The organism is Wolbachia endosymbiont (group B) of Erebia ligea (assembly GCF_947179575.1).
In the GTDB taxonomy this organism is placed as follows: Bacteria; Pseudomonadota; Alphaproteobacteria; order Rickettsiales; family Anaplasmataceae; genus Wolbachia; species Wolbachia pipientis_C.
In genome coordinates, this window is the sequence record NZ_CAMXBW010000004.1 from 144,587 (window position 1) to 171,401 (window position 26,815).

Below are 26,815 nucleotides of genomic sequence, written 5' to 3' on the forward strand. Positions count from 1 at the left end.
AGTAAAGTTGATGTCCTTTTTAATAGTAGCAAATTGGAAAATGAATGGAACACGTTCTTCATTTGTTGACTTTATAGGCAAACTTAACAACAAGAGCAACGAAATTACCTCTAAATTAGTAATTTGCCCTCCTTTTACATCATTTCCAAGCAGTATAGGGTTGAACAATAATATTAAAATAGGAGGACAGAATTGCCATCATAAAGAGTTCGGTTCTTACACAGGTGAAATTAGTGCAGGAATGTTGAAGGAACTAGGATGTAGTTACGTAATACTTGGACATTCTGAAAGGGCTCATGAAAAAGATAGTGAAATAAAACTTAAATCGAAAACAGCAATAGAATCAGGATTACACCCAATCATCTGTGTAGGTGAAAATTCAGAAGATTATAAAAATAAAAAAACAAAAGAAGTAATAGAATATCAATGCAAAAACCGTTTGCCAACACAAGGTGAATATACCATAGCATACGAACCAATATGGGCAATAGGAACAGGAAATGTGCCAAATAATGACGCAATTGCTGAGGTGATAGAGATAATAAAATTGTGTACTGGTAAAAAACACATTATATATGGTGGCTCAGTCAACTCAGAAAATATAGGAAACTTGCTCAGTATTCCAAATCTATTGGGAGTTTTAATTGGTAGTGCAAGCTTAGATTTTGATCACTTTTATCAAATTATACAAGAAGTCGAGAAAAATTTTCTCTTAATTAATTCTAAAGGATAAATACTCTTATTGTCATGGCAAGGGAGTTGGCAAAATGTGTCAAGGAGTTTTCTATTGGCTAAGGTTGTGACAATAAAGTTAAGCACTGCCAAAAACTATGGAAGAAGTCATTATAATTTGTATTATATCTTTATAAAATGGTTCGCATAAGTTATCTAGAAGTGCAACTAAACAAATACAAAAATCAAAGTGTTGCGGTTTTCGGCCTTGGTAAAACTGGTTTGTCCGTTATTAATGCTCTAACAAAAAGCAGTGCAAAAATATATGCATGGGATGATAATAAAGAGCAAATAGCAAATGCAAAAAAGATATATAAAGAGTGTAACTATACTCATCCCAATGAGTATAATTGGCATGAGATAAGCACACTAATTTTGAGCCCTGGAGTGCCAATACCAGCGCATTGGGTAGTAAAACTTGCAAGAAGCTTTGACTGCAAAATAAAATCAGACATTGAGCTATTTCTTGAAACTAAAACTACAAGCCAGAAGGTTGTAGGCATCACTGGAACAAATGGCAAATCAACCACCACGTCACTAATAGGGCACATATTAAAATCCACAGGGAAAAAAGTAGCTATTGGCGGGAATTTAGGTGTGCCTATTTTGGATTTAGAAAGAGATGCAGAAATTTATGTAATTGAATTCTCCTCTTTTCAATTGGAGCTAATAAATAAAATTAATGTAGACATTTCTGTATTGCTCAACATCACACCAGACCACATAGATAGACATGGAAGTATGAATAACTACATAGCAACTAAATTAAAACTGATAAACAGTAGCAAGATTGCCGTGATAGGATGTGATAACAAAATTACCGCTGATGTATTCAATAAATTCACTGGGAACAAAATTCCAATTTCAGTAACATATTCCCTGGTGTCATTCCAGCGCGTGACCAGAAAAGAAAAACCATTGCCAACTACTCAGATGACAGAGGGTAGTGCAAGAGATCTAATATCATTGGCAGATAACAATTTGCTTGATTATAGTGAACAGATTACTGGTATAGATCGAAATTATCTGGATCCCAGTGTCAGCTACTTGGATGACAAAAGGAGTGCTGAGATTCAGGAGATCTCGCTAAAACTAGAGAATCACAACTTATCAATGAGTGATATGAAAGTAAACCTAGTATCCAATGTAGAAAATATAGTAGCTGCACACGCTGTGTGCAAGTTACTTGGAGTAGATAGCAGCACTATTGTCAATGAAATCAAATCCTTTCCAGGGCTAAGACACAGAAATGAATTTCTTGGCAAAATACATAATGTACTTTTTATCAACGATAGCAAAGCAACCAATGCAGAATCGACCGAAAAGGCAATTTTATCTTATAAAAACATATATTGGATTGTTGGCGGAAAAAGCAAAAAAGGCGGAATAGAATCATTAAGCAAGCATTTCACCAAGATTAGAAAAGCTTTTCTTATTGGAGAATCAACTGAAGTTTTTGCAAACATTATGGAGAACAAAATAGATTATATGAAGTGCTATAATCTAGAAAACGCATTTAAACTGGCTTTTGAAGAGGCCATAAATAGCAAAGAAGAAGTAGCGATATTACTTTCTCCTGCATGTTCTTCTTTTGATCAGTGGAAAAATTTTGAAGAGCGCGGTGAAGCATTTTGCAGAATGTTTGAAAATCTCAGGTATAATTATATGTGATGTTTAGTATAATATTGTATGGAACAAAAGTTAATAGTAGATGAGCTGATTAAGGTTATTCCATTTGAAGGAATAAGTGATGCAACCTTATTGAAAGTGTGCACGAACCTTAACCTAGCCAATAGTTTTTGTAAATTTCAAAATGGAATATATAGTGCTTTGGAGTACATAGCAGAGGACTTAAATAGCTCAATGGAAACTGAACTTTGGAATTCCAATTTAGAAGATATGAAGGTAAGAGAGCGGATAAAGTTAGCTGTCCAAATACGCCTTTCAAACTATGCTAAGTTACAAAATTACAGAGAGTTTTTAAAAAATGTTTTATCATTCTCTATATTACCCCAAAATACATATTTTTCTAGTAAACTCTTGTACAGAACTGTTAGCGCGATTTGGTATGGCATTCATGATCAATCAACAGATTTTAACTACTATACAAAAAGAGCAATATTAGCTGGAGTGTACTTAAGTACGATACTTTTTTTTATCAATGATTATTCAGAAGATTTTGTAGATACCCTGTCGTTTCTTGACAAACGTATCAACAATGTCATGACATTTCAAAAGTTTAAAACCCGTTTGAATAGAATGGTAAGAAACTTCTTATAGCCTCTTTACTTATACGAGTTACTCGTATTTATACCTAAAGCTGCCTTGATTTTTATGTTAAGATAATTGAACATCCACTAACAGTGAGCTTAACAAAGAACTTGATTGAAAGCAATACATTAGAAAGTATAGTATTTTCTAAAATGGATGATAAAGTTCCATTATGGTATTACCAACCAAAAGCTGTAAGTCTGTATATTTATACATGAGAGGTCTGAGGCGGCTTTTGATGGTATGCCAACAGTATTCTATAGGATTCAAATCTGGTGAATATGTTGGAAGATACAGCAAATGACAGCCAAAAGACTCTATTAATGATTTTGTTTTAGTGGTCTTATGAAATGTAGCATTATCCATAACTATAGTTGTGCCAAGTGGCAATTTAGGTAATAACATCTTCTCCAACCATGTATTGAATACCTCTTTGTCACACCCACCTTTGAAAGTCATTGGTGCAATAAATCTCTTTCCAATCCACCCGGCTACTATACTGATTCTCTCTCGAGTTCTCCCTGGAATATCTGCATAAATTTTCTGTATCCGTTCAGAGGTGTGGTTTAAGAAACAACAGCTAGCAGGTTTTGAAAAGGGTTTAATTCCTTTTGTTTCCAAGTCAGATACAACGAAATTATCCGCTCAAGAAATCTATTCCCTCGCTCTGACTGTGCAAAATATGAATTCTTACGATAGACAACATAATGCCGTATCTGTCGCTCAACATGGTTATTCGTTAATGGAATATTCTCTGGGTCATCCAAAAATGTCCACATCATTGACTCGGATTTTATAATACCCTTTACCGTTCGTGAAGCTCCTTTTGCTTCAAGTATATAAGATATTTTTATCATGCAGTACTGTATGTATCTTCGTAATTCTTTAGCTTGCTTAGTGAACTTTGAAATACTAATTTCATTTTCTGACAAAGCGTTTTTTAATACAAACAATCCATTAGCTGCGTCTTTTAAACAATGGCCAAGTCTCATTACTTCACTATTCCAACTATGAGATAACCTCTCGAAATTTCTCAATAAGTGAGCCCAACAAATTTGTCGTTTTTCATCACTGAAGTGGTTGTAAACTGCATATCTGTCAGTAATTACCAGGTTTTTGTAATCACAAAATGCACTATTCTTTAAAAATTTCATTCCTCTTGTATCTGCTAACTTCATAAGACTTGCTTTATTGTTGGCAAACATCCAGCACCATCCCAATTTGCCTTTGTTGTAGTGACTGGTTTCATCAATATGCAAAATTTCGCTTGCTTTTATTTCTTCCTCTATTTGTTCATAGGCTTCTTTACATTTTGACGAAACCCTTGCTTCACTATTGGACACACTACCAACACTTATACTCATGTTAAAGATGTCTTTCATAATATTCGCTATTTCTCGCTTTGAATTCTTATAAAACCCACTTAGTGATGCAACTACTGACTTAACTCTAGGACCAAAGGTATCCGGTGTAACTCCTTCTGGTAATTTGCTACTCCTTCTTTTTCCGCATTTACGACAGCGACCATGTTCTAATTGATACTCAACTACGTAAGGCTTAATTTCTGGTAAATCAACTTTTTGATAGACATATGGTTTTTCCGATATTGCGATTTCTTCACCACACTCGCATCTATTTGGTAACTCTACCTTCACCACCTCATCTGCTTCCATTTTAGCTCGGCAATTCCCCTTATGTCCAACTTGACCACCTATCTTCCTGCCGCCCTCTGACTTATCTTCTGGTGTGTCTTTTTTTATTTTGTACAGCTCTTTTGAACTTGGTAAAGATGAATTCCTTGAGTTTAAGCCGAGTCTCTCTCTTAGTTCAGCATTCTCTATTTCTAAGATTTTATTTTTTTCTTCAAGCTTTGCTACTTTCTGCTCTAAGTTTTTACATAACTCTACAATACTGATCAACAATTGAAGCATCTAGCCTTACTTTACTATCAACATTTTGTGTTATTACTACTTTAATATATTATGTCAATTGTTTTTTATCCTTGCCACACCTCTGAACGGATACCTATTTTTTCTTCATCATCAAGTAGCTGACAATGCTTTTTCAGCTTTTCAGTAGAGTAAGATAGGATATCCATTTTTTTCAATTTTACGATTACGATACCCCATTTTTGTTGAAACTGAAATAATTTTTATAGGATGTGTTTTTCTAGTGTAGATGCCCGCAAAACTTGTTATTATAATATACAGTAAATCAATAAGTCGTATAATATTAACAATTAAATAATATTTATCACGATATGATCGAATAGTAATGAAATTAAGTGAGGGTTACAATGAAAAAAATAAATGGTAAAAAATTGTCTAGTAAAATGTTAAAAGCGGTAGAGCGAATAGCAAAAGAAGGGTTATTACCTAATTTTATAAAAGCTGCTCCAACAGCAAATAAAAAGATTAGTAAATTACCTGTCTTAACATATCCTGAGGAGCTCAATCCATTTCGATCAGCTTTATGCAAGATAAGGCTAAGTGAATATGAAAATGTGAAATTAAATGAATTCTTGGAAAAAGCTATTGCAGCTGAAAATCTAGACAAATTAAGTAAAATCGTCGATGAAGCTTTGGATTTAGGAATAAGAGTAAACGCTCGCAACGAAGATGGCTTTAGCTTCACTAACGTTACAATGTTTAAGATGTATCGTGATGAATTCAAAGAAAATAAACAAGAAGATATAATCAGAAAGTTAGCCTTACATGGAGCAGATTTTAATGTACAAGTTGATAAGAAAATAGCTGAAATGTATCAAAAAGTGCAAAAAGAAATTGAGCCACAAATATATAGTAGGCTCAAGAAACTTAGGGAAGTTGGAGAAGACGCTACTATAGAAGGAACTGTTGAAGATGTAGAAATCGATAATAAGACCTTCTATATTGAATTTTCACATAGCTGCATAGTTGATGTTGCCAAAGTTGTAGAAGGTGCAAAAAATTTGGGCTTAAGTAAAGGAGACTTAAACCTTGGCGGTAGTATCATAAAAATAGGTGATGGTGAAGTTGAGGTCAAAACTGGGAAAGACGGTAAAAGAAATTACGTAGATATATGTATCCGTTCAGAGGTGTGGCAAGGATAAAAAACAATTGACATAATATATTAAAGTAGTAATAACACAAAATGTTGATAGTAAAGTAAGGCTAGATGCTTCAATTGTTGATCAGTATTGTAGAGTTATGTAAAAACTTAGAGCAGAAAGTAGCAAAGATTGAAGAAAAAAATAAAATCTTAGAAATAGAGAATGCTGAACTAAGAGAGAGACTCGGCTTAAACTCAAGGAATTCATCTTTACCAAGTTCAAAAGAGCTGTACAAAATAAAAAAAGACACACCAGAAGATAAGTCAGAGGGCGGCAGGAAGATAGGTGGTCAAGTTGGACATAAGGGGAATTGCCGAGCTAAAATGGAAGCAGATGAGGTGGTGAAGGTAGAGTTACCAAATAGATGCGAGTGTGGTGAAGAAATCGCAATATCGGAAAAACCATATGTCTATCAAAAAGTTGATTTACCAGAAATTAAGCCTTACGTAGTTGAGTATCAATTAGAACATGGTCGCTGTCGTAAATGCGGAAAAAGAAGGAGTAGCAAATTACCAGAAGGAGTTACACCGGATACCTTTGGTCCTAGAGTTAAGTCAGTAGTTGCATCACTAAGTGGGTTTTATAAGAATTCAAAGCGAGAAATAGCGAATATTATGAAAGACATCTTTAACATGAGTATAAGTGTTGGTAGTGTGTCCAATAGTGAAGCAAGGGTTTCGTCAAAATGTAAAGAAGCCTATGAACAAATAGAGGAAGAAATAAAAGCAAGCGAAATTTTGCATATTGATGAAACCAGTCACTACAACAAAGGCAAATTGGGATGGTGCTGGATGTTTGCCAACAATAAAGCAAGTCTTATGAAGTTAGCAGATACAAGAGGAATGAAATTTTTAAAGAATAGTGCATTTTGTGATTACAAAAACCTGGTAATTACTGACAGATATGCAGTTTACAACCACTTCAGTGATGAAAAACGACAAATTTGTTGGGCTCACTTATTGAGAAATTTCGAGAGGTTATCTCATAGTTGGAATAGTGAAGTAATGAGACTTGGCCATTGTTTAAAAGACGCAGCTAATGGATTGTTTGTATTAAAAAACGCTTTGTCAGAAAATGAAATTAGTATTTCAAAGTTCACTAAGCAAGCTAAAGAATTACGAAGATACATACAGTACTGCATGATAAAAATATCTTATATACTTGAAGCAAAAGGAGCTTCACGAACGGTAAAGGGTATTATAAAATCCGAGTCAATGATGTGGACATTTTTGGATGACCCAGAGAATATTCCATTAACGAATAACCATGTTGAGCGACAGATACGGCATTATGTTGTCTATCGTAAGAATTCATATTTTGCACAGTCAGAGCGAGGGAATAGATTTCTTGAGCGGATAATTTCGTTGTATCTGACTTGGAAACAAAAGGAATTAAACCCTTTTCAAAACCTGCTAGCTGTTGTTTCTTAAACCACACCTCTGAACGGATACAGATATATCCGATAACAGCGCTTTTACAGTAACACTTTGCACTAGCCTAGGAGAGCTAAATTTAATGGTATATCATGACACAGAAGACTATCATCAAGTACAAGTTGAGGTAGAAGATGAAGAAATGTGGAACGAGTTGCAAGAAATAGGAGAAATCGTAGGAAAGGGTTGTTTATTTGGTGGAATGTCTGTTAAAGAAGTAGTGGAAAAAGGCAGCTTTACTAGATGTGGAAGGTGGGGCGACCAAAATTCTAAAAGTAGTGAGACCTTTTCTTGGGTGAGCAAATTAAAAGATACCAAAACGACATCTGTAGGACGTTCTTGATTGGTGGCTATGTTTTTACATAGCCATAATTATTGCAAAGTAAAGTAGTTCTTGAAATTTAATCAAAATTACCATAAAAAATTTACCTTAACTAGCATTGCTTGTAGAAGTGGATTGAAGATATATTCAGGCAATATTATTTATTGGCAAGCGCTTTTATCACTGAATGCACAATATCACGCAACGTTTCATCCTTAATTTTCCTGTATTCCCTCACTAGCCTTGATATTTCTTCACTACCCACATCGCTACAAAAGGCCTTATCGTGTAAGTCTTCAGAAGCTTTGGTAAAAAAATATGACATATCAACGGACAAAGCTTCTGCCAAATTATACAATCTATCAATTACAAGCCTTACCTCTCCAGTTTCATATCCTTGTATATGCTGAAATGAAATTCCGAGCTTTTTTCCTAAGTCTCTTTGGCTAAAACCGCATATTAACCTTCTCTTCCTTATTCTTTCACCTATTTGTTTATCAATAGGATGTTGTTCATCTTGTACAATCATTTATTAATATATTAACTGAGGTATTGAAGCAATACTAACTCTCATTGTAACTTTGAGAAAAAGATTTTACCAATATATAAACTACGCTACGTAACCTTTTGCTTTTAATTTCATTATATCCTTTGACTAATTTTAGTATTTCTTCATCATAAGTTTCATGTGAGTCGACATGCACATCAGTAAAAAAATCAGCCACATTAATCGATAGTGCTTTTGCTAAGTCGTATAGCCTACTGGCCAAAATTTGGTTTGAACTATTTTCGTACCTTTGTATTTGTCTATACGAAACGCCTATTTTCTTTCCCAACTCAGTTTGTGTTAAACCACAGTATAATCTAAGTTCTTTTATTTTTTTGCCTAATTCCACCTTTCATTACTAATTTTAGCTGCTCAAGCTTATATTGAATTTTTTAATTTATGAAGTAGAAAAAAAGAAGGAAAGTTGGAGAACTTTCCTTCCGGTCTACAGATTACAATAAACCACTATCATAAAAACTAAAGTGGCTCTTCTGTGTTACGATTATGTGATCTATTAATTTCATTCCTACATTTTCGCAGGTTGCAGCTAATGTAAGTGTGTTATCCTCATCCTCCTTTGATGGTTCTGTATCTCCACTTGGATGATTATGTGAAATTGCAATAGATGATGCATCGATCAGTAATCCCTGTTTGATTATTTCTCTCACATATAGAGGTACTCTGTCTATAGTTCCACAGTCTTGAATATACTCGTATATCAAATGACCACTTCGATCTAAGTATATTACTCGCAAGCTTTCCTTTCGTGACTGCCCTATTGCTGTTTTAAAGTATTTTAGTAGCTCTTCTCTGTTATCAAGAATCGACAGCTTTTTTAACTTACCTTTCAGTATCCTATCGAAAATCTCTTTCAGACAAAAGATACTTGCTATTGCTCCATCATTCATTCCTGTAACATTTTTTAGCTCATAAAAGTCAGCGTTAATTACCCTTCCTAAACTACTAAAGAGCTCTATTAGCTTTTTGGCCACTTCTCTTCCTTCTTCACATTCAGATAGAGTACGTTCCAGTAGCTCATGGTCAAGTAAAGACCTGCCTCTACTTGATAAAATGCGAGTTTCCAATTTTTCTTTTCTCTCACTATTATTCATAAAAACCTCCAAGGTCAACATTATATACAAATTCAACGCCAGCTTTCTGACGCAGTAGTTCTCGAGGAATAACCCTTTTGAACTCTAAATTTGCAATGTTGTCCTTGTTGCTTTAAAAGCTGGAATACCATTTGCCATGTGAATTTGTGCATTAACATTTACTGTGCTGGTTCCCTGAAGTGCAACGGTATTTATATTTGCAATCATACTATATTATATAAAGTTATTAATATAATATATTGACAAAGTAACGAAGTAAACAGTAGCTGTTAAAAGTGGTTTAATTTAGCAAAAAAGTGTAGTACTCTATCACTTTGCTGATTATATATGTTTATAAGAATAATCGCTTTTCTTTTGCTATATTCAAGCGCAGTTTTCTGTAGTGATTGTAACTTTAACTTACCATATCGTGGGCTCAGTTGTGATTTGGATCTATCATATAGAAATTTAAGTAATATAAAGAAATTATTGAATAACAAAGATAAGTTCGTTGCACTTACGTTTGATGATGGACCGTCTTATAATAGAGCAGGAGATATTATTAATATTCTGGAGAGCAATAAAACAAAAGCGACATTTTTTGTGCTTGGTGAGCGTATAAATAAAAAAACATCTGAAATAGTAAAAAAAATCTATCAAGCAGGTCATGAATTAGGTAATCATTCTTGGTCGCATAGGAAGTTAACATCACTTTCAAGTGAGGAGCAATTGCAAGAACTGGAAAAGACAAATGTGGCAATTAAAAATGCAACAGAACAGAATGTAAAATGGTTTCGTCCACCATATGGATGTCACAATGATAATTTGATCGAAAATACTAATCGATTAAATATGTATTCCATATTATGGACTGTTGATTCTCTGGATTGGCAAGGTGATAAATCAGAGATTCTGGTTGAAAGAGTTTTAAGCAATGTACATAATGGAGCGATTATATTGTTCCATGATCACGATAACAAATCAAATACAGTTGAAGCTTTACCTCAGATTATTGAAATACTAAAAAAATCGGGTTACAAACTTGTTACCTTAAGTGAGTGGGAAGAAAGTGTTTGTGATGTAGTGAAAGCTAGAAATGTGCCAGTAAAAGGAGAAGGAGTGCATTCTAAAGGAATTCTATGTGGACAAAAAACAAGGTCTTCAACCGCAGGGCATTCATATTAGGTGGTATTCAGCTTACTATTTCTGCTATTTTTAGTTATAGGTTGTATACTTTACAAGTACGAGATAGACAAAAATATGAAGTGCTATCCAATAATAATAGGATAAAAGTTGTTACTATTGTGCCTAAACGAGGCAGGATTTTGGATAGGAATAGCGTTGAACTCGCAGTAAACAAAATTTCATATATTGTTTTATTTGATGGGCAAAAAACCTTTACTAGGGAAGTTGATTTGCAGATGTTATCAGAAATTAAACCTGATGCAACAAAATCATCAGATACAAAAATAACTGCTCTTTATAAACGTTATTACCCGTTTGGTTCGATATGTTCTCATATAATCGGATATACAAAAAGACAGCAAGACATAAATGAAGCAGGGGTTAGTGGAATTGAATATACATATAATCATGTATTAAAAGGCAAGCCGGGAAAGTCCGAGCAGGAAATAAATTCTAAGAAGCATATCACGAGAGAGTTGTCTAGTATACCGCAGCAAGACGGACAAGATATACAACTGACAATTGATGTTGATTTACAGAAGAAAATTGCAGAGATATTTAAAGACCACCAAGGTTCCACAGTGGTAATTGATGTAAATAACGGAGAAATTTTAGCATTATATAATTCACCTTCTTACGATAATAATCTTTTCACTAGCAGATTATCAAATGAAACTTGGAAAAATTTAAACAATCCTTCATTACCGCTTGTAAACCGTGCATTATCATATCAAATTCCACCTGGTTCAATATTTAAAATAATAGATGCGCTTGCGGGTTTAAAAGATGGAATAATAACACCAGAAGAAAAGTTCTCGTGTAGGGGATATATGAAAATAGGTGAACGAAAATTTCGTTGCCTAAAAAGCAAAGTCCATGGATATGTATCTTTAAACGAGGCAATGGCCTTCTCATGCAACACTTACTTTTATAATATAGGAAAAAAAATAAATGTAGATTCTCTACTAGAAATGGCTAGCAAATTTGGTATTGGAAGAGGACCATTAATTGGAATGTTTAAGGAAGAAGCTCCAGGATTGTTGCCTGATGTGGATTGGCGTGCACGCAAGCTGTATTCAGAGTGGTATTTAGGTGATACCATTAACTTAGTTATAGGACAAGGGTATTTACTTACAACGCCATTACAGCTTGCGGTTCTTGCAGCGAGGGTTGCAACAGGAAAGGAGGTAATTCCCCACATTGAGATGAGTAAACCAGGGCAAGACTTTCTTGATATTGATGTGAATCGTGAGCATCTTAGTGTGGTTCAAAAAGCTATGTTTGACGTGGTGAATTCTAACTATAGAAAAGGGCTAGGCAGTATACAAATTGCTGGCAAAACCGGTACACCAGAGATAAACTCTAAAGGTGAAAGTCATAAATTGTTTATCGCTTATGGCCCCTACCATGATCCGCGCTATGCAATCTCAGTGTTTATAGAACACGGCAAAACCCCACGCCAAGATGTTGCAATTGCTAGTGAGATATTGCAATATATGCTTGAAAAATGAACTTATGAAATTGCCATATATGTTACTTGTAATTTATATATTCAAATCAGAGCTTTGAAATTAAAAAAAAGAAACGAAAATTGCATAAACCTTTTCAATTTAGTGCTTTAATGTTTCTAACGCAGAGAAGGTACTATCTTTATTTTCTATAGAGGAAGGTAGACTATTTTGATTATCACCATCAATTGAAGTAATAGGGCGAGTTAAAGCAATTTTTATAACTTCATCAATATTCTTAGCAAAAATTACGTTGATCCCTTTTTTAATATTTGCGGGAATCTCTTGCATATCTTTCTCATTTTCACTTGGTATAATCACAGTTTTGATTGATCCTCTGAGCGCTGCAAGCAATTTTTCTCTTAAGCCCCCAATAGCTAAAACTCTACCACGCAATGTCACTTCGCCTGTCATAGCAACATTTTTGTTAACTGGTATATTCGTCATAAGAGAAACAATAGACGTACATACCGCGCTGCCAGCAGAAGGGCCATCTTTTGGCACAGCACCTTCAGGTACATGCAAATGTATATCATTATTTTGGAATTTTTCGGGCTTTATACCGAAAAATAAACAATTTGATCGCACATAACTATACGCAGCTCTTATAGACTCTTGCATAACTTCTCCAAGCTTTCCTGTATATTTTATCTCCCCCTTACCAGGAATTAGGACTGACTCTATCATCAAAATATCACCACCTGTTTCAGTATAGGCAAGACCAGTTACTATCCCTACCAAACTCTCATTTTCTGCAATGCCAAAGGTATACTTACGTACCCCTAGATAATCTTGTAAATTACCAACCTCTACGGATATTTTCTTATTTTTATCAGTTAATATTGCTTTAACTGCTTTTCTCATGAGTTTTGCAAGTTCCCTTTCCATGCTTCGCACGCCGCTTTCACGTGTATATAAACGTATCAACTCGTATAATGCTTCATTGCTTATTTCCCACTCCTTCTGATGCAAACCATGCTCTTTTTTTAATTTTGGAATAAGGTGATGTGTAGCAATACTGATCTTCTTGTCTTCGGTATAGCCAGATAATTGTATAATTTCCATCCTATCACGCAAAGGATGCGGTAAATTTAAGCTATTTGCTGTGGCTACAAACATTACACTTGAAAGATCAAACTCAACTTCCAAGTAATGATCTGTAAAATGTTTATTGTGCTCAGTATCCAAAACCTCAAGTAATGCAGATGCAGGATCACCACGCGAATCAGAACCCATCTTATCTATTTCATCAAGCAGGAAAAGCGGGTTGCATGAATTAGCTTTTTTCATGTGTTGAATGATTTTACCAGGCATTGAGCCAATATAAGTTTTTCTGTGTCCTCGTATTTCAGATTCATCATGTATACCACCAAGGGATATGCGAACAAAATCTCTCCCTACTGCTTTTGCCATAGACTTAGCTAAAGAAGTTTTACCAACACCAGGTGGTCCAACTAAGCAAAGTATAGGACCCTTTATCTCTTTTACTCTCTTTAATACTGCTAAAAATTCTATTATTCTATCTTTTACTTTCTCTATGCCATGATGATTTTCATCTAAGATTTTTTTAGCCGCATTTAAGTTAATTTTTGCATCTTTGTACTTTCCCCATGGCAAATCAAGCAACCAATGCAAGTAACTAGATATAACTGTTGCTTCAGGAGAAATGGGATTCATTTTCTTATATCTCTTTAAGTCAGTTATGGCTTTCTCTTTTGCTTCCTCAGAAAGCTTTGTTTCATTTATCTTTTTTTCAAATTCATTGAGTATATTCCCTTCATCTCCATTTTCAAACTCACCTAATTCTTTCTGTATAGCTTTTAATTGCTCATTAAGGTAGTAAACTTTTTGAGTACTTTCAACCTGTGATTTAATTGTCTTATACAAGCGGTTTTGTGCACTCAAAATACTTATTTCTCTCTCAATAAGAACAAAAACTTTTTTTAAACGCTCTTTTGGGTTATAAACTTCAAGTATGTTTTGCTTATCTGATACCTTTATATTTAAGTGCGAAGCTATCATATCTACAATTTGATTAACCTCTTTAACTTGATCAATGGGGTCAATAATAATCTCGGGTCGACTTTTCTTGCTTAGTTTACACCAATTGTCGAATGCATCTATAACAGAACGCCTTAAAGCTTCTAAATCAATATTATCTTCATTTTCTCCATACTCATAATGACCATCCAACTCTACTCTGGCCTGTAACAAAGTGTGAGAGCTAATATATTCTATAACTCTTCCCCTTCTTACCCCATGAATCATGACTTTTATTGCATTGTCAGGCAGTTTTATTAATGGTTGTATAATATTTGCTAACACGCCTACTTCATAAAGATTCTCTGGCTCTGGATTATCAATAGAACCATCTTTTTGTGCTATGAGAAAAATCTCGTTTTGGTGACTACTGCTACTTATTGCATACTCTAGTGCATGAACAGATTTTTCTCTACCTACGAATAAAGGCAACATTATATTTGGAAAAATTACTACATCTCTTAGAGGTAATACTGGTAATACAGTAGAATTAAAGTTTATAGCACGTCCAATACTCATAATATATGCCTCAAATTAATCATTAACCGTTATAACACTACCCTTATTATTATGATTAATCGTTGCTTTGCCTAATTCTACCATTTTCTTAGTAACCGTTATAGTGCTACCTTCAAAACCTCCGTTGCCGGATATATACATAACATCAAGCAAAAGTGACCCTAAGATAGTACGTAATATTCTTGCGCCTATTTTATAGCTCATAGCTTTTTTAGCAATAGCTGATATTGCTTCATCTGAAAACTCAAGGGTTACTTTGCTAAATGCAAGTAATGCTTTATATTGTTTTATTAGCGCATTTCTTGGTTCCGTTAACACATGTATTAAATCCTCATGATTCAGCTCATCTAAAACAGCAATTATCGGAACCCGTCCTACAAATTCGGGTATTAAACCGAATTTGATTAAGTCCTCAGGTTGAGCATCGCGTAAAGCATTTTTTTTCTTTTGTGCTTTAGACTGACTTATATCCGCTCCAAAGCCAACTGATGTTCCCTTTTTTCTTGCCTCAATAATTTTATTTAGGCCTTCAAAAGCTCCTCCACAAATAAATAGTATGTTACTAGTGTCTACTTGTATAAACTCTTGTTGCGGGTGTTTTCGCCCTCCTTGTGGAGGAACATAAGCAACCGTACCTTCCATGATTTTTAGTAGAGCTTGTTGGACCCCTTCACCTGAAACATCACGGGTTATTGAAGCGCTTTCAGACTTTCTTGTGATCTTGTCTATTTCATCGATAAACACTATACCATGCTGCGCCTTTGCAACATCATAATTTGCAGCTTGTAATAGACGTGATAACACGCTTTCTACATCATCACCTACATAACCTGCTTCAGTCAAAGTTGTTGCATCAGCCATAGCAAATGGTACATCTGAAACTTTGGCAAGTGTTTTTGCTAGCAAAGTCTTACCAGAACCCGTAGGGCCAATAAGCATTATATTTGACTTCTCGATTTCAACATCACTTATAGAATGAAGTTGCACCATGGATTGACAATGATTATACATAGCTACAGATAAAACATGTTGCGCATGTTCCTGACCTACAACATGCTTGCTAAGAAAATTTTTTATATCTTCGGGTTTCTTTATTGATAGCTTCATATCAGATATACGATCTGAATTAAAAGCCCTCTCTTTCTTTTGACTTATTGCTTTATGGGATAACTCTATGCATTCATTACAAATGAACACCTTTAAACCATCTGAAGAGTTAGTAATCAATTTATCTACTTCGTTTTGTGCCTTGTTACAAAAAGAACAGTAGTGTAAATCATTATTGTTCTCCATTAAACTACCTTTTGTTTAACTTTAATATTTTCAATCTTCATATCTTTACGCTCAGCTATTACTCTGTCAATTAAGCCAATTTTCATTGCTTCTTCAGGATCCATGAATTTATCTCTTTCCATCATTCCTTCAATTTTCTTTAGTGAATTTCCAGTATGTTTTTCATAAATTTGATTTAGTTTTTTCTTAACTCGCAAAATTTCATTAGCATGTATCTCTATGTCAGTTGCTTGACCTCGATAACCACCAGATGGCTGATGTATCATAATTCTTGAATGAGGTAGCGAGTAACGTTTACCCTCCGCACCAGCTGTAAGCAACAAAGAACCCATAGATGCAGCTTGACCTATACACAAAGTTGAAACGTCTGGATTTATATACTGCATTGTATCGTAGATCGACAAACCAGCAGTTACAACACCACCTGGTGAGTTAATATACATACAAATGTCTTTATCGGGATTTTCCGATTCTAAAAATAAAAGCTGTGCTACTATTACGCTGGCCATGTTGTCTTCAATAGGGCCAGTTACGAAAATTATTCTTTCTTTTACTAGCCTTGAATATATGTCATAAGCCCGCTCACCGCGACTAGTTTGTTCAACTACAATTGGTATAAGAGTCATACCTTTTCCTATCAAATATTATCAAATAATTCCTTTAATTCTTTCACAGAAACAATCTGTTCTTCTTTACTAACTTTTTCTATCATATAATCTGTCACTTTATACTCAAGCGCTTGCCCTCTAACTAATTCCTGAAATTGTCTATCTGATTTAAAATGTTTAAATACTCTTTCAAATGATACATCTTTACTGACATATTGATTTACAATAACGTTCATAACATCATTTTGAGTTAATGATATTTCATGTTCTTTACTGAACTCCATAAATAGCATTGCAAGCTTTACACGTCTTTCAGCTTCTTTACAAGAATCACCTTGAGCATTCAACTCTCTTTCCACTCTCTGCTGTTCCTGTTTTACTACTTCTATAGGCAAATCAAAACTATAACTAGCATCCAAACAATCAAATAGCTCTTTCTTAATTAAGAGATCTTCCATTTCTTTACACTGATTATCAATTACTTCTTTTACATGATTTATTAGCGAAGAATGATCTTCAAAACCAATTCTCCTAGCTATTTCATTATCACTTTGCAAATCTTTGGCAATCTGAATATCATTAACTCGAACAGAAAAAGCAGCCTCCTGCCCCGCAAGGGAAATTACCTGGTAATCTTCAGGAAATCTCAACTTAAAGCTTTTTGTTTCCCCTTTTTTCATGCCAATTAATTGATCTTCAAAACCATTTATAAATGTTCCAGATCCTAAATTAACAGTAAAATTTTTGCCACTTCCACCTTGAAAGAGCTTATTTCTAATTCGCCCTTCAAAGTCAATTATCAGTTTATCCTCGTTTTTTGCTTGATAAGAAGCATCATCAACAGAGACAAAGTTAGGAAATTTTGTTTTTATAGAATCAATAAATTCTTTTATGTCTCCCTCTTTGATTTTTGCCTTAACTTTCTTCAAATTTATTTTATCAAGATCTATTACTGGCACTTTTGGCATCGATTCAAAAGATAATTTGTACAGAAAGTCACCTTTTTCATCCTTTTTATCCAGGTTTGGTAATGACATAATATCAACCTTAGGATGGATGTGAGACTTAACTTCGATTTTTTTCATTAAATCACTTGAGCAATAGTCAATCGTATCGTTTATCACATATTCCAAAGCTTCGTTTTTATAATTTGTAACAACAAGATCGTAAGGCATCTTTCCTGATCTAAATCCAGGCAATCTTGCATTCTTCGCTATTTCTTGTAATCTAGAGTTTATCTTTTGTTCTATATAATCACTACTAACTGTGATTTCATACTCATACTTTAGTTTATCTACACTAAGTTCCTTATAGGTATATATATTACTTAATGCATCTGCTTCGACTGCATTTTGAGGTATATTACTAGACATTACAACCTGTTATCAATATTTTATTTATGTTTTAATAAAGCCATTTTATCAGAATTTAAGTTAAATACAATCCTTAAGAACAGGTTCTTATACAAACAAAAGTGTACTTAGTGATTATAAATTTTCTCTTAAAACCTGAGTTACATGACTTTAAGTACGGATAGAGGGACTTGAACCCCCACGAGCAAGCTCACCAGGACCTAAACCTGGCACGTCTACCAATTTCGCCATATCCGCAAGAGCCCTTCATTAACTTATAGATAACCACTTCTGTCATCTTATGCAATTTAAAGATTAGATTTTAGTACCACAGACTGAACTTATAATACTGGTTAACTCCACTATGAATCTAAGCCTGAATTACTTTAACTAACACTATTAAGATAAGTACTGTCTTAGAAATATTCAAGGCTTATTCAATTTATAGTATTTACACAATAAAAAAAGCTTATTAATATTCTTTAATTAAGGCTCTAAACTCTGGAAATTAATAATGAGATTAATAGCAAGCTTCTTACTCGCAATTTTTCTGATTACACAGAGTGGCTGTACGACTCTTGTAAGTGGTATAGTGTTAACAGCAACTGCAGCGGCTACAGCAATAACAATGCAAGATAAATCCTTGGGAAACATTATTGATGATACAACTATAGTAATAAGAATCAATAAGGGACTCTTAAAACACGGACTGTTCTCATCTATAAAAGTTAAAGTGAGTGAAGGAAGAGTATTACTCATTGGAAATGTTGATAATCATGAAAAGCAACTCACAGCAGAGAAAATAGCTTGGCAGCAAAAAGAGATTAAAGAAGTGATAAATGAAATAAGAGTCACACCAATTAAAATGGCTTCTATGCTAGATGTTACTGTAGATGGTATGATAACAGCAGAGATAAGCACAAGGCTTTTGGGAAAAAGAAATATTAAATCAATTAATTATAGCGTTAATACAGTTGATAGAGTCGTTTATTTGATGGGCATAGCTCAAAATAAGGCAGAATTAAAAGCTGTAATAGCAATTGCAAGAAAAGTAAAAGGAGTAAAGCAAGTTGTAAGTTATGTGAGATATAGACATAGCAAATTGCGTCATTGATGAAAATTTACTTGAGTGTTAGTATCATGTAGCTAAGCCATAAAGCTACTTTACAAATTTCGTCAGTTCACTCTTATGGTATGTATAACAATGCTACAAAAAATAATATCATAGAATTCAATAGAATAATTTCTAGAAAATCTCTGCATACTAAAAAAAGTAAAATGCTATTTAAATAAGCTTAAGAATAAATAGCAAACATCTATATCTTGTGCGATATGGCGTTTTATTCCTGAGATTTTTTTACCAGCGTCATAGCCTTTTTCTTCATCAGTGTCTGCGTTCTTTACACTCTGAGCGTCAATTATGCAAAAGCTGTTTTTTCTTTCCACACATTGTTTTGTCGGACCACACTAACTATTTTTTTTAACATGCACTCCAAAATACTTTTTTTTTATTTCCTTTTACTTTTTCACTCCATTTTTGAAATAATCATAACAATTGCGCCGTTTTGGGAAACCCTTTTGGTAGCATCCTCCACTGATAACCACTTTTTAGGGCGTACAACACTCCGCAAAATATATCATACAAATCAAGTTTTCTTGGTTTTGTTTTTTCCACAAGACTCCAGATCTGGTGAAATAATCTCAAACTTCTCTCGACTTATGTCACTTGGGTATACACTCCTCATATGTCCTAATTTATACACTCTTTCTTACTTTATGCCTTTCTTGAGATTATGAACAGGTTCTTAGAAAGCTAGCGTTCTACTAGTCATGTTCTTTATCTTGCTTTACAACAATGCATCTTTTCATTCCAGCCAAGTCGTATACGTATTCCTGAAAAGCCAGTCCATATAAGGGTATTATTTTGTCAATATTGCTTTGATCTTCGCCTATTTCCAGTATCGCAAACCCATCTTTTTTAAGGCACTTTTTCAATATTGGAAAAATACTCAGGTAACAGCTCAATCCATCGATACCACCATCAAGAGCAATTCTTGGCTCTTTTTGCACTTCAGCTTGCAGATTTTTTAACTTACTTCTTTTAATATATGGAGGATTGCTTATTATGAGATCAAATAAATCTCTACATTCTGTCCACGAATTTGGAAATATTTTAGCTCTGTTGAGAAGATTATGTTTCTTTGTGTTCTGGCAGGTAATTTTGTATGCTTCCAGGCTTTTTTCAAAACCAACTCCAATAGCATATTCATACTCACTAAGTATGGAGATCAACAAACAGCCTGTGCCTGTGCCAAAATCTGCAATTTTTATTTTTTGCTTCTTATTTTGGTAATATTTTAACACTGTTGAAATTACTGTCTCACTATCTGGTCTTGGATCTAGAACATGTTGGTTAACTATAAAATTTTTACTCCAGAATTCACGATTACCTATTATTTGCGATATTGGATATCTTTCTGCTCTTTTTTTTGTTAATTTCCAGAATAGAAGCTCTTTGTTTCTTGGTACCTGATTGGTGTGATTCATGATTGTGAATGATCTTTCTACTCCAAGTACGTACTGCATGATGATTTCACAATCCAAATGTGGTGATTCAATTCTATGTGATGATAGTAGCTTTGACCCTTCTTTAATTAAAGCGCTGATTGTTTTCATTATTCTAAAAACGTGTTCCTTGTATGCAAGAACAGCAAAATTGAGTATAGAATTTTGAACTTAGGGTAGCTGCATTAAATCTAAGTGTCAAGAGTAGGATTGTAAAAATCATCTGGCTTTACTGGTAATTCGGTTAGTATTTTTGCATTAATGTTAGAAACTCTTGGCTCTATTATAAGGATTATTTTCTGCATATTCTTTGATAGCCATCACAGTATATTACTTGTTCCATATCTATATTAATTCGACCACAGCAAGTGATAATTTCTTAATATTAAAACCAATATGCGCTTTAGCATATAATTATCAGTAGCTTTCAAAGCAATTAGGTTGAGATTATTAGAGTAATAATGTTTATTTTTATATTGACTATTGAGGTTTATTATTTTATAACTAAGACTTAGTTATTTTCAGAGTTTTAAATTTACAGTATATGCCTACGATAAATCAATTAATATGTAAGGGTAGATCAGGGTTAACTCGCAAGAAGAAGGTGCCAGCTTTGGGAAAATGCAATCCTCAAAGAAGGGGTGTTTGCACTAAGGTATATACTACAACTCCTAGAAAGCCTAATTCAGCACTACGTAAGGTAGCTAGAGTAAAGATTAGTGGATACGGTGAAGTGACGGCTTATATACCTGGCGAAGGTCATAATTTACAAGAGCATTCCGTTGTTTTAATACGTGGTGGGCGAGTTAAGGATTTGCCGGGTGTACGTTATCACATAATAAGAGGTGCTCTTGATCTACGTGGTGTGCAAAATCGAAAGAAAGCCCGTTCAAAATATGGTGTAAAGAAATCTGGTTAAAATTTATGGCACGTCGTAATAAAGCAAAAAAAAGAACAAGCCCTGACTCTCGTTATGGTAGTGTCTTGCTTATGCGTTTTATTAATATAATTATGAAATGTGGTAAAAAATCTATTGCAGAAAAGATTGCTTATAGTGCTTTGTCCTTATCTGAAAAGAAAATAGGCAAAGATGCCTTATCAATTTTTGAAACAGCAGTAGAAAATGTTACCCCTTCTATAGAAGTACGCTCTCGGCGTATTGGTGGTGCAACTTATCAAGTCCCTGTTGAAATTCGTCAAGATAGAGCAATTTCTTTGGCATTAAGGTGGATTGCTAGAGCAACTTCTGCTGCTCGAAAAAAGAGTGGTAGAACTACTGTTTATTGTTTGCAGTCTGAAATATTAGATGCTTATAATAAATGTGGTGGTGCATTTAAGATGTGTGAAGAAAAGTATAAAATGGCTGAAGCTAATAAGGCATTTTCTCATCTTCGTTTTTAATATTAGCTGATTGATTGTGGTATGGAAGTTTTAATATCTAGGTATAGAAATATAGGAATAATGGCTCATATAGATGCTGGCAAGACCACCACAACAGAGCGTATTTTATTTTATACTGGTAAACAAAATAGGATTGGTGAAGTGCACGATGGTGCGGCTTCTATGGATTGGATGGAGCAAGAGAAGGAGCGTGGCATTACAATTACCTCTGCTGCAACAACATGTTTTTGGAATGATCATAGGATTAATATAATAGATACTCCTGGTCATGTTGATTTCACTATTGAGGTTGAGAGATCTTTGAGGATTTTGGATGGTGCAGTTGCTGTATTTGATGGAGTTGCTGGAGTTGAGCCTCAGTCTGAGACGGTTTGGCGTCAAGCTGATAAATATACCGTTCCTCGTATCTGCTTTGTTAATAAAATGGATAGAATAGGAGCAAATTTTTATCGATGTGTCGATATGATAAAAACGAAGCTCGGCGCATCACCTTTAGTTATTCAGTTGCCAATAGGAAGTGAGAAAGATTTTAAAGGCATAATCGATCTTATTTCTATGAAAGCTATTATATGGCAAGAAGAAACATTAGGCGCTAAATTTTCTTATGAAGATATTCCTTCTGATTTGCTTGATAAGGCTCAAGAGTATCGAAATCTTTTATTAGATGCTGCAGCTGAAATGGATGATGAGGCGATAAATACTTACTTTGAATCTAACGATCTGCCAACTGATTTATTGAAAAAGTGTGTGAGAAGAGGGACCATTAAAGGAAAATTTGTCCCTGTATTATGTGGGTCAGCTTTTAAAAACAAAGGCGTGCAATCACTTTTAGATGGTGTGGTTGATTTTTTACCCTCTCCTATTGATGTTGATGTAATTATTGGAACTGATCCTAAAGATTCAGAAAAGAAAATTGAGATCAAACCTTCAGAAAAAGAGAAATTCGTTGCTCTTGCGTTTAAAGTGATGACGGATAAATTTGTAGGTAGCTTGACGTTTATTCGTATTTATTCCGGTAAGTTAAAATCTAAATCTGCTGTGTTAAATGCTGGAAAGAATGAGACTGAAGGAATTGGTAGAATGTTACTTATGCATGCAAATAACAGAGAAGATATAAACGAAGCTAAAGTTGGTGATATAGTTGCCTTAGTTGGATTAAAGAAAACAATTACTGGTGATACTTTGTGTTCATCTGATTTTCCTATACTATTAGAGCGTATGGAATTTCCTGATCCTGTTATTGAAACTGCTATAGAACCGAAAACTACCTCAGATCAGGAAAAATTAGGTGTTGCTTTGAATAGATTAGTTGCAGAAGATCCTTCTTTGAGGATGTCAGTAAATGCGGAGAGTGGGCAGACTATATTGAAAGGTATGGGTGAGCTGCATCTTGAGATTATTATTGATAGAATGAAGCGCGAGTTTAATGTTGAAGCTAACGTTGGTGCGCCTCAAGTTGCATATCGTGAAACTATCACTAAATCTGTTGAAATTGATTACACTCATAAAAAACAATCAGGTGGTGCTGGTCAGTTTGCTAAAGTTAAAATAAAATTCGAACCTCTTGAGCCTGGTTTTGGCTTTCAGTTTGAAAGTAAAATTGTAGGCGGTGCTATTCCAAAAGAGTATATACCTGGAGTGCAAAATGGCTTAGAGTTGATAAAAGAAGGTGGTATAATTTCTGGCTTTCCATTGATTGATTTTAAGGCTACTCTTCTTGATGGTGCTTTTCATGATGTTGATTCTAGTCCTTTGGCTTTTGAACTTGCTGCTAAAGGTGCTTTTAAGGAAATGGCAAATAAAGCTGGTCCAAAAATGCTAGAACCTATAATGAAAGTGGAAATCATTACTCCTGAAGAATATATGGGTGATGTTATGGGTGATATAAATGGTAGAAGAGGCAGTGTTGTTGATATGCTGGATTTAGGTAATAATAGCAAAATAATTACTGCTTCGGTTCCTCTTGCAAATATGTTTGGTTATATAAATGTTTTGCGTTCTATATCTCAGGGAAGAGCTCAGTATAGTATGCATTTTTCTTGTTATGAACAAGTGCCACAATATGTGGTTGATGAGTTAAAGTTAAAGTATAATTAAAGGTTAGTAATTATGACAGCGATAGTAGAAGCATTTGGAAAGCCGCATGTAAACGTGGGAACGATAGGACATGTGGATCATGGGAAGACAACGTTAACAGCGGCGATAACAAAGCATTATGGTAATTTTGTAGCATATGATCAAATAGATAAAGCGCCAGAAGAAAGAAAGAGAGGGATAACAATAGCAACAGCGCATGTTGAATATCAAACAGAAAAGAGACACTATGCACACGTTGATTGCCCTGGACATGCTGATTATGTAAAGAATATGATAGTAGGTGCAGCACAGATGGATGCAGCGATATTGGTAGTGTCAGGGGTTGATGGGCCGATGCCACAAACGAGAGAGCATATATTGCTGGCAAAACAGGTGGGTGTTGGATATATCGTGGTATATATAAATAAAGCTGATGTTGCTGATGCTGATATGATAGATTTGGTAGAAATGGAAGTGAGAGAGCTGCTGAGTAAGTATGGATTTCCAGGTGATGAAGTGCCTATGATAGTTGGGTCTGCGTTAAAAGCATTAGAGGATGATAGTAGTGAGTATGGAAAGAAATCAATAGATAAATTGATGGAGAAGTTAGATGAGTATGTGGCAGTACCTCCAAGGCCTATAGATTTGCCGTTTTTGTTGCCAATAGAAGATGTATTTTCAATATCGGGCCGAGGGACGGTAGTAACAGGAAGAATAGAGAAGGGGGAGATAAAGACAGGGGATGAGATAGAGATAATAGGTCTGAAAGCGACGCAAAAGACGATATGTACTGGTGTTGAGATGTTTAAGAAGTTGCTAGATAAGGGAAGTGCAGGACTCAATGTAGGAATACTACTAAGAGGAACAAAGAGAGAAGAAGTGGAGAGAGGGCAAGTATTGGCAAAACCAGGGACAATAACCCCGCATAAGAAATTTAATGCGGAGGTGTATATATTGAAGAAAGAAGAAGGAGGAAGGCATACACCATTTTTTGGAAATTATCAGCCACAGTTTTATTTAAGGACAACGGATGTAACTGGGAGCATAAAATTGCTAGATGGAAAGGAGATGGTAATGCCAGGGGACAATGTAAGTATAGAAGTGGAGTTGCAAGTACCAATAGCAATGGATAAAGGATTGCGTTTTGCGATAAGAGAAGGTGGTAGAACTGTTGGTTCTGGCGTTGTTTCGGAAATTTTAGAGTAAACTTTAAATTATAGGAGTGTAGCTCAATTGGTAGAGCGCTGGTCTCCAAAACCAGAGGTTGTAGGTTCAATTCCTATCGCTCCTGCATTAATATTATGGTAGAAATGTTAAAAAACCTGTATGTTTTTTTTTGCGATATAAAGCAAGAAATAAGGAGAATTGCTTGGATAAAAAAACAGCAGGTATTGTCATCTTTGTTTATTGTAATAACTGTTATATTATGCTTTTCGATTTTCTTTTGCTTCGTAGATTTTATGTCTCTTTACATAATTAAGACTTTATTTGGAATTATTTATGGAATATAAGTATAAATGGTATATCATTAAAGTCGATTACGGGTATGAGAAGGATATATGCGAGTTGGCAACCAATACTGTTTACTTTAAGGAGGTGTTTATTCCTTATCAGACAGTATGTGATGTAAAATCTGATATAAAAGAGTTATGTGAAGTATATATATGTATGCATCTGTGTGATGAAAGCAAAAATATTTTGAATCAAATGACTGGGTTTTGTGGTGATGAGTCTGGTCATTTTGAGATGATTTCAGATGATGAGGTAATTTTAAAACGTAAGGAATTTAATAGATATAAGTGGTACATTTTAAGAGTTGCCTCTAATTATGAAGAGAAAGTGCGCCAATATATATTAGAAAATTCTATGAGATTGAATATTAATAATTATTTTAATAGGGTTTTTATTCCTTGTGAAGAATTAAGTGAGATGGATTTAAAATCTAAAAAAAATGCTAAACGAAGGAAGTCCTTTCCTGGTTATGTCTTTTTATACATGAATTTATGCGATGAGGTATTAAATTTTATTAATAATATACCAAAATCTCTTAAGGTTTATGGATTTTTGAAAAATGGTAATGTTCCAAAGGTGATTGAGGATAATGAGATTCGCTTAATGTGTAGTGCGCTTTACAATGCTCAAGAAACGAAAAAGTTGAGTTATGGTTATGAGAAAGGTGAAAAAGTAAAAATTAATGATGGTCTTTTTCAAAATTTTACTGGTAAGGTAGATATGGTAAATGACGAGAAAAAAATTATTAATGTTGAAGTATCAATCTTAGGTAAGCCAACAATAATAGAGCTTGATTTGGCTCAAGTAGAGAAAATAGAGGATTAATTATGAGTAATATAGTTGCTAAGATTAACTTACTTATGGAAGCTGGGAAAGCAGTTCCAGGACCGAAAATTGCTTCAGTACTTGGCCCGCGTGGTATACCTGTTCCTAAATTTTGTGAAGCTTTTAATAAAGCTACTAGCGCTGCTAACGCTAGTTATAAAGTAGGTGATTTAGTAACGGTGAGAATTTCCATAAAGGATGATCGCTCTCATGATTTTACTGTCAGCGGTCCGCCTGTGGCTTATTTGCTTAAGCAGGAAGCTAAATTAAGTAAAGGTTCTGGTAATTCTGGTAAAGAATTAGTGGCTAAATTATCTATGTCTGCTATCATTAAAGTGGCAAAGTGTAAGATGGTTGATATGAAAGTGGATAATGAAGATTCAGCAGTGAAGATGGTTATAGGCACTGCAAAATCTATGGGTATAGAAGTTGTGGAAGGTTAGG

At 34.4% G+C, this 26,815-nt stretch carries 26 protein-coding genes, 2 tRNA genes and 1 pseudogene; 17 read left to right on the forward strand and 12 right to left on the reverse strand.

The genetic code is table 11. The annotated features are described in order from the left end of the window. Positions 1–10: 10 nt before the first annotated feature. The 3 genes from OM962_RS06965 to OM962_RS06975 all read left to right on the forward strand — a co-directional run bounded on the left by OM962_RS06965 (position 11) and on the right by OM962_RS06975 (position 3,012). Positions 11–733: a triosephosphate isomerase gene (locus OM962_RS06965; protein WP_264331264.1), complete on the forward strand. Its 723-nt coding sequence runs from the start codon at positions 11–13 to the stop codon at positions 731–733. Between the two features lie 137 nt (positions 734–870). Next, positions 871–2,403 carry a Mur ligase family protein gene (locus OM962_RS06970; protein ID WP_264331265.1) on the forward strand — a complete coding sequence of 511 codons (1,533 nt, stop codon included), beginning with the start codon at positions 871–873 and terminating at the stop codon, positions 2,401–2,403. Positions 2,404–2,421: 18 nt separating this feature from the next. Then, positions 2,422–3,012, forward strand: a complete 591-nt coding sequence (locus OM962_RS06975) for a COQ9 family protein (protein ID WP_264331266.1) — start codon at positions 2,422–2,424, stop codon at positions 3,010–3,012. Positions 3,013–3,150: 138 nt separating this feature from the next. Here OM962_RS06975 and OM962_RS06980 read toward each other — a convergent pair whose 3' ends face one another. Further along, a complete protein-coding gene (locus OM962_RS06980; protein ID WP_264331267.1) occupies positions 3,151–3,624 on the reverse strand; it encodes a transposase in 474 nt (157 codons plus the stop codon). Beyond that, on the reverse strand, positions 3,570–4,922 hold the full coding sequence (gene tnpC, locus OM962_RS06985; protein ID WP_264330462.1) for an IS66 family transposase: 1,353 nt from the start codon (positions 4,920–4,922) through the stop codon (positions 3,570–3,572). Before tnpC (OM962_RS06985) ends, OM962_RS06980 begins: the two co-directional genes overlap by 55 nt. Positions 4,923–5,299: 377 nt before the next feature. Between tnpC (OM962_RS06985) and OM962_RS06990 the strand changes: the two genes are divergently transcribed. From OM962_RS06990 to OM962_RS07000, 3 genes are all read left to right on the forward strand, one after another. Further along, positions 5,300–6,094 carry a hypothetical protein gene (locus tag OM962_RS06990; protein WP_264330726.1) on the forward strand — a complete coding sequence of 265 codons (795 nt, stop codon included), beginning with the start codon at positions 5,300–5,302 and terminating at the stop codon, positions 6,092–6,094. A 77-nt stretch (positions 6,095–6,171) separates the two neighbouring features. Further along, positions 6,172–7,524, forward strand: a complete 1,353-nt coding sequence (tnpC, locus tag OM962_RS06995; protein ID WP_264330459.1) for an IS66 family transposase — start codon at positions 6,172–6,174, stop codon at positions 7,522–7,524. 85 nt (positions 7,525–7,609) lie between these two features. Then, positions 7,610–7,870, forward strand: a complete 261-nt coding sequence (locus OM962_RS07000) for a hypothetical protein (protein ID WP_264331268.1) — start codon at positions 7,610–7,612, stop codon at positions 7,868–7,870. A 136-nt stretch (positions 7,871–8,006) separates the two neighbouring features. On the opposite strand, the gene OM962_RS07005 is transcribed toward OM962_RS07000, so the two are convergent. The 3 genes from OM962_RS07005 to OM962_RS07015 all read right to left on the reverse strand — a co-directional run bounded on the left by OM962_RS07005 (position 8,007) and on the right by OM962_RS07015 (position 9,508). Continuing rightward, the gene (locus tag OM962_RS07005) at positions 8,007–8,378 is read right to left on the reverse strand and encodes a helix-turn-helix domain-containing protein (protein WP_041582616.1); all 372 of its coding nucleotides are present in this window, start codon (positions 8,376–8,378) and stop codon (positions 8,007–8,009) included. A gap of 34 nt (positions 8,379–8,412) precedes the next feature. Then, entirely contained in the window at positions 8,413–8,745 is a 333-nt protein-coding gene (locus OM962_RS07010; protein WP_041582615.1) for a helix-turn-helix domain-containing protein, read from the reverse strand. A gap of 103 nt (positions 8,746–8,848) precedes the next feature. Further along, positions 8,849–9,508, reverse strand: a complete 660-nt coding sequence (locus tag OM962_RS07015; protein WP_264331269.1) for a JAB domain-containing protein — start codon at positions 9,506–9,508, stop codon at positions 8,849–8,851. 327 nt (positions 9,509–9,835) lie between these two features. Between OM962_RS07015 and OM962_RS07020 the strand changes: the two genes are divergently transcribed. Together OM962_RS07020 and OM962_RS07025 are read left to right on the forward strand one after the other, a co-directional pair. Next, on the forward strand, positions 9,836–10,672 hold the full coding sequence (locus OM962_RS07020) for a polysaccharide deacetylase family protein (RefSeq protein WP_319606768.1): 837 nt from the start codon (positions 9,836–9,838) through the stop codon (positions 10,670–10,672). Next, the gene (locus OM962_RS07025) at positions 10,627–12,183 is read left to right on the forward strand and encodes a penicillin-binding transpeptidase domain-containing protein (protein WP_264331271.1); all 1,557 of its coding nucleotides are present in this window, start codon (positions 10,627–10,629) and stop codon (positions 12,181–12,183) included. Before OM962_RS07020 ends, OM962_RS07025 begins: the two co-directional genes overlap by 46 nt. A gap of 99 nt (positions 12,184–12,282) precedes the next feature. On the opposite strand, the gene lon is transcribed toward OM962_RS07025, so the two are convergent. The 5 genes from lon to OM962_RS07050 all read right to left on the reverse strand — a co-directional run bounded on the left by lon (position 12,283) and on the right by OM962_RS07050 (position 18,250). Then, positions 12,283–14,739, reverse strand: coding sequence for an endopeptidase La (lon, locus tag OM962_RS07030; protein WP_264331272.1), 2,457 nt, complete (start codon positions 14,737–14,739; stop codon positions 12,283–12,285). Positions 14,740–14,754: 15 nt separating this feature from the next. Then, on the reverse strand, positions 14,755–16,032 hold the full coding sequence (gene clpX, locus OM962_RS07035) for an ATP-dependent Clp protease ATP-binding subunit ClpX (RefSeq protein WP_264331273.1): 1,278 nt from the start codon (positions 16,030–16,032) through the stop codon (positions 14,755–14,757). Continuing rightward, positions 16,032–16,658: an ATP-dependent Clp endopeptidase proteolytic subunit ClpP gene (clpP, locus tag OM962_RS07040; RefSeq protein WP_039950743.1), complete on the reverse strand. Its 627-nt coding sequence runs from the start codon at positions 16,656–16,658 to the stop codon at positions 16,032–16,034. Before clpP ends, clpX begins: the two co-directional genes overlap by 1 nt. An 11-nt stretch (positions 16,659–16,669) precedes the next feature. Continuing rightward, entirely contained in the window at positions 16,670–18,013 is a 1,344-nt protein-coding gene (tig, locus tag OM962_RS07045; protein WP_264331274.1) for a trigger factor, read from the reverse strand. Between the two features lie 155 nt (positions 18,014–18,168). Next, positions 18,169–18,250 (reverse strand) — tRNA-Leu (locus OM962_RS07050). Between the two features lie 256 nt (positions 18,251–18,506). On the opposite strand from OM962_RS07050, the gene OM962_RS07055 reads away from it, so the two are divergent. Further along, positions 18,507–19,106, forward strand: a complete 600-nt coding sequence (locus OM962_RS07055) for a BON domain-containing protein (RefSeq protein WP_264331275.1) — start codon at positions 18,507–18,509, stop codon at positions 19,104–19,106. Between the two features lie 206 nt (positions 19,107–19,312). Here the strand turns inward: OM962_RS07055 and OM962_RS07060 are convergent. Beyond that, positions 19,313–19,737 (reverse strand): annotated as a pseudogene (locus OM962_RS07060) (transposase); the annotation flags it as partial. Between the two features lie 79 nt (positions 19,738–19,816). Continuing rightward, the gene (gene prmC, locus OM962_RS07065; RefSeq protein WP_019236648.1) at positions 19,817–20,668 is read right to left on the reverse strand and encodes a peptide chain release factor N(5)-glutamine methyltransferase; all 852 of its coding nucleotides are present in this window, start codon (positions 20,666–20,668) and stop codon (positions 19,817–19,819) included. Positions 20,669–21,101: 433 nt separating this feature from the next. Between prmC and rpsL the strand changes: the two genes are divergently transcribed. The 8 genes from rpsL to OM962_RS07105 all read left to right on the forward strand — a co-directional run bounded on the left by rpsL (position 21,102) and on the right by OM962_RS07105 (position 26,814). After that, positions 21,102–21,476: a 30S ribosomal protein S12 gene (rpsL, locus tag OM962_RS07070; protein ID WP_010406837.1), complete on the forward strand. Its 375-nt coding sequence runs from the start codon at positions 21,102–21,104 to the stop codon at positions 21,474–21,476. 5 nt (positions 21,477–21,481) lie between these two features. Next, the gene (rpsG, locus tag OM962_RS07075) at positions 21,482–21,958 is read left to right on the forward strand and encodes a 30S ribosomal protein S7 (protein WP_264331276.1); all 477 of its coding nucleotides are present in this window, start codon (positions 21,482–21,484) and stop codon (positions 21,956–21,958) included. 21 nt (positions 21,959–21,979) lie between these two features. Continuing rightward, on the forward strand, positions 21,980–24,055 hold the full coding sequence (fusA, locus tag OM962_RS07080) for an elongation factor G (protein WP_264331277.1): 2,076 nt from the start codon (positions 21,980–21,982) through the stop codon (positions 24,053–24,055). A 12-nt stretch (positions 24,056–24,067) separates the two neighbouring features. Then, a complete protein-coding gene (gene tuf / locus OM962_RS07085; RefSeq protein ID WP_007301992.1) occupies positions 24,068–25,240 on the forward strand; it encodes an elongation factor Tu in 1,173 nt (390 codons plus the stop codon). A 12-nt stretch (positions 25,241–25,252) separates the two neighbouring features. Further along, positions 25,253–25,325 (forward strand) — tRNA-Trp (locus OM962_RS07090). A gap of 19 nt (positions 25,326–25,344) precedes the next feature. Beyond that, positions 25,345–25,545, forward strand: a complete 201-nt coding sequence (secE, locus tag OM962_RS07095; RefSeq protein WP_264331333.1) for a preprotein translocase subunit SecE — start codon at positions 25,345–25,347, stop codon at positions 25,543–25,545. Further along, on the forward strand, positions 25,535–26,371 hold the full coding sequence (nusG, locus tag OM962_RS07100) for a transcription termination/antitermination protein NusG (RefSeq protein WP_319606769.1): 837 nt from the start codon (positions 25,535–25,537) through the stop codon (positions 26,369–26,371). Before secE ends, nusG begins: the two co-directional genes overlap by 11 nt. Positions 26,372–26,373: 2 nt before the next feature. Then, entirely contained in the window at positions 26,374–26,814 is a 441-nt protein-coding gene (locus OM962_RS07105; RefSeq protein ID WP_143689749.1) for a 50S ribosomal protein L11, read from the forward strand. Position 26,815 lies beyond the last annotated feature (1 nt).

Coding starts and splice junctions, on each gene's coding strand:
- prmC (WP_019236648.1), bottom strand. CDS start 20,668: ATGAAAACAATCAGCGCTTTAATTAAAGAAGGGTCAAAGCTACTATCA.
- OM962_RS07015 (WP_264331269.1), bottom strand. CDS start 9,508: ATGAATAATAGTGAGAGAAAAGAAAAATTGGAAACTCGCATTTTATCA.
- OM962_RS07020 (WP_319606768.1), top strand. CDS start 9,836: ATGTTTATAAGAATAATCGCTTTTCTTTTGCTATATTCAAGCGCAGTT.
- tuf (WP_007301992.1), top strand. CDS start 24,068: ATGACAGCGATAGTAGAAGCATTTGGAAAGCCGCATGTAAACGTGGGA.
- OM962_RS06990 (WP_264330726.1), top strand. CDS start 5,300: ATGAAAAAAATAAATGGTAAAAAATTGTCTAGTAAAATGTTAAAAGCG.
- OM962_RS07105 (WP_143689749.1), top strand. CDS start 26,374: ATGAGTAATATAGTTGCTAAGATTAACTTACTTATGGAAGCTGGGAAA.
- OM962_RS07000 (WP_264331268.1), top strand. CDS start 7,610: ATGGTATATCATGACACAGAAGACTATCATCAAGTACAAGTTGAGGTA.
- nusG (WP_319606769.1), top strand. CDS start 25,535: ATGGAATATAAGTATAAATGGTATATCATTAAAGTCGATTACGGGTAT.
- rpsG (WP_264331276.1), top strand. CDS start 21,482: ATGGCACGTCGTAATAAAGCAAAAAAAAGAACAAGCCCTGACTCTCGT.
- lon (WP_264331272.1), bottom strand. CDS start 14,739: ATGAGTATTGGACGTGCTATAAACTTTAATTCTACTGTATTACCAGTA.
- OM962_RS06970 (WP_264331265.1), top strand. CDS start 871: ATGGTTCGCATAAGTTATCTAGAAGTGCAACTAAACAAATACAAAAAT.
- OM962_RS07055 (WP_264331275.1), top strand. CDS start 18,507: ATGAGATTAATAGCAAGCTTCTTACTCGCAATTTTTCTGATTACACAG.
- OM962_RS06965 (WP_264331264.1), top strand. CDS start 11: ATGTCCTTTTTAATAGTAGCAAATTGGAAAATGAATGGAACACGTTCT.
- clpX (WP_264331273.1), bottom strand. CDS start 16,032: ATGGAGAACAATAATGATTTACACTACTGTTCTTTTTGTAACAAGGCA.
- tig (WP_264331274.1), bottom strand. CDS start 18,013: ATGTCTAGTAATATACCTCAAAATGCAGTCGAAGCAGATGCATTAAGT.
- clpP (WP_039950743.1), bottom strand. CDS start 16,658: ATGACTCTTATACCAATTGTAGTTGAACAAACTAGTCGCGGTGAGCGG.
- OM962_RS07025 (WP_264331271.1), top strand. CDS start 10,627: ATGTGGACAAAAAACAAGGTCTTCAACCGCAGGGCATTCATATTAGGT.
- fusA (WP_264331277.1), top strand. CDS start 21,980: ATGGAAGTTTTAATATCTAGGTATAGAAATATAGGAATAATGGCTCAT.
- OM962_RS06975 (WP_264331266.1), top strand. CDS start 2,422: ATGGAACAAAAGTTAATAGTAGATGAGCTGATTAAGGTTATTCCATTT.
- secE (WP_264331333.1), top strand. CDS start 25,345: ATGTTAAAAAACCTGTATGTTTTTTTTTGCGATATAAAGCAAGAAATA.
- rpsL (WP_010406837.1), top strand. CDS start 21,102: ATGCCTACGATAAATCAATTAATATGTAAGGGTAGATCAGGGTTAACT.
- OM962_RS07005 (WP_041582616.1), bottom strand. CDS start 8,378: ATGATTGTACAAGATGAACAACATCCTATTGATAAACAAATAGGTGAA.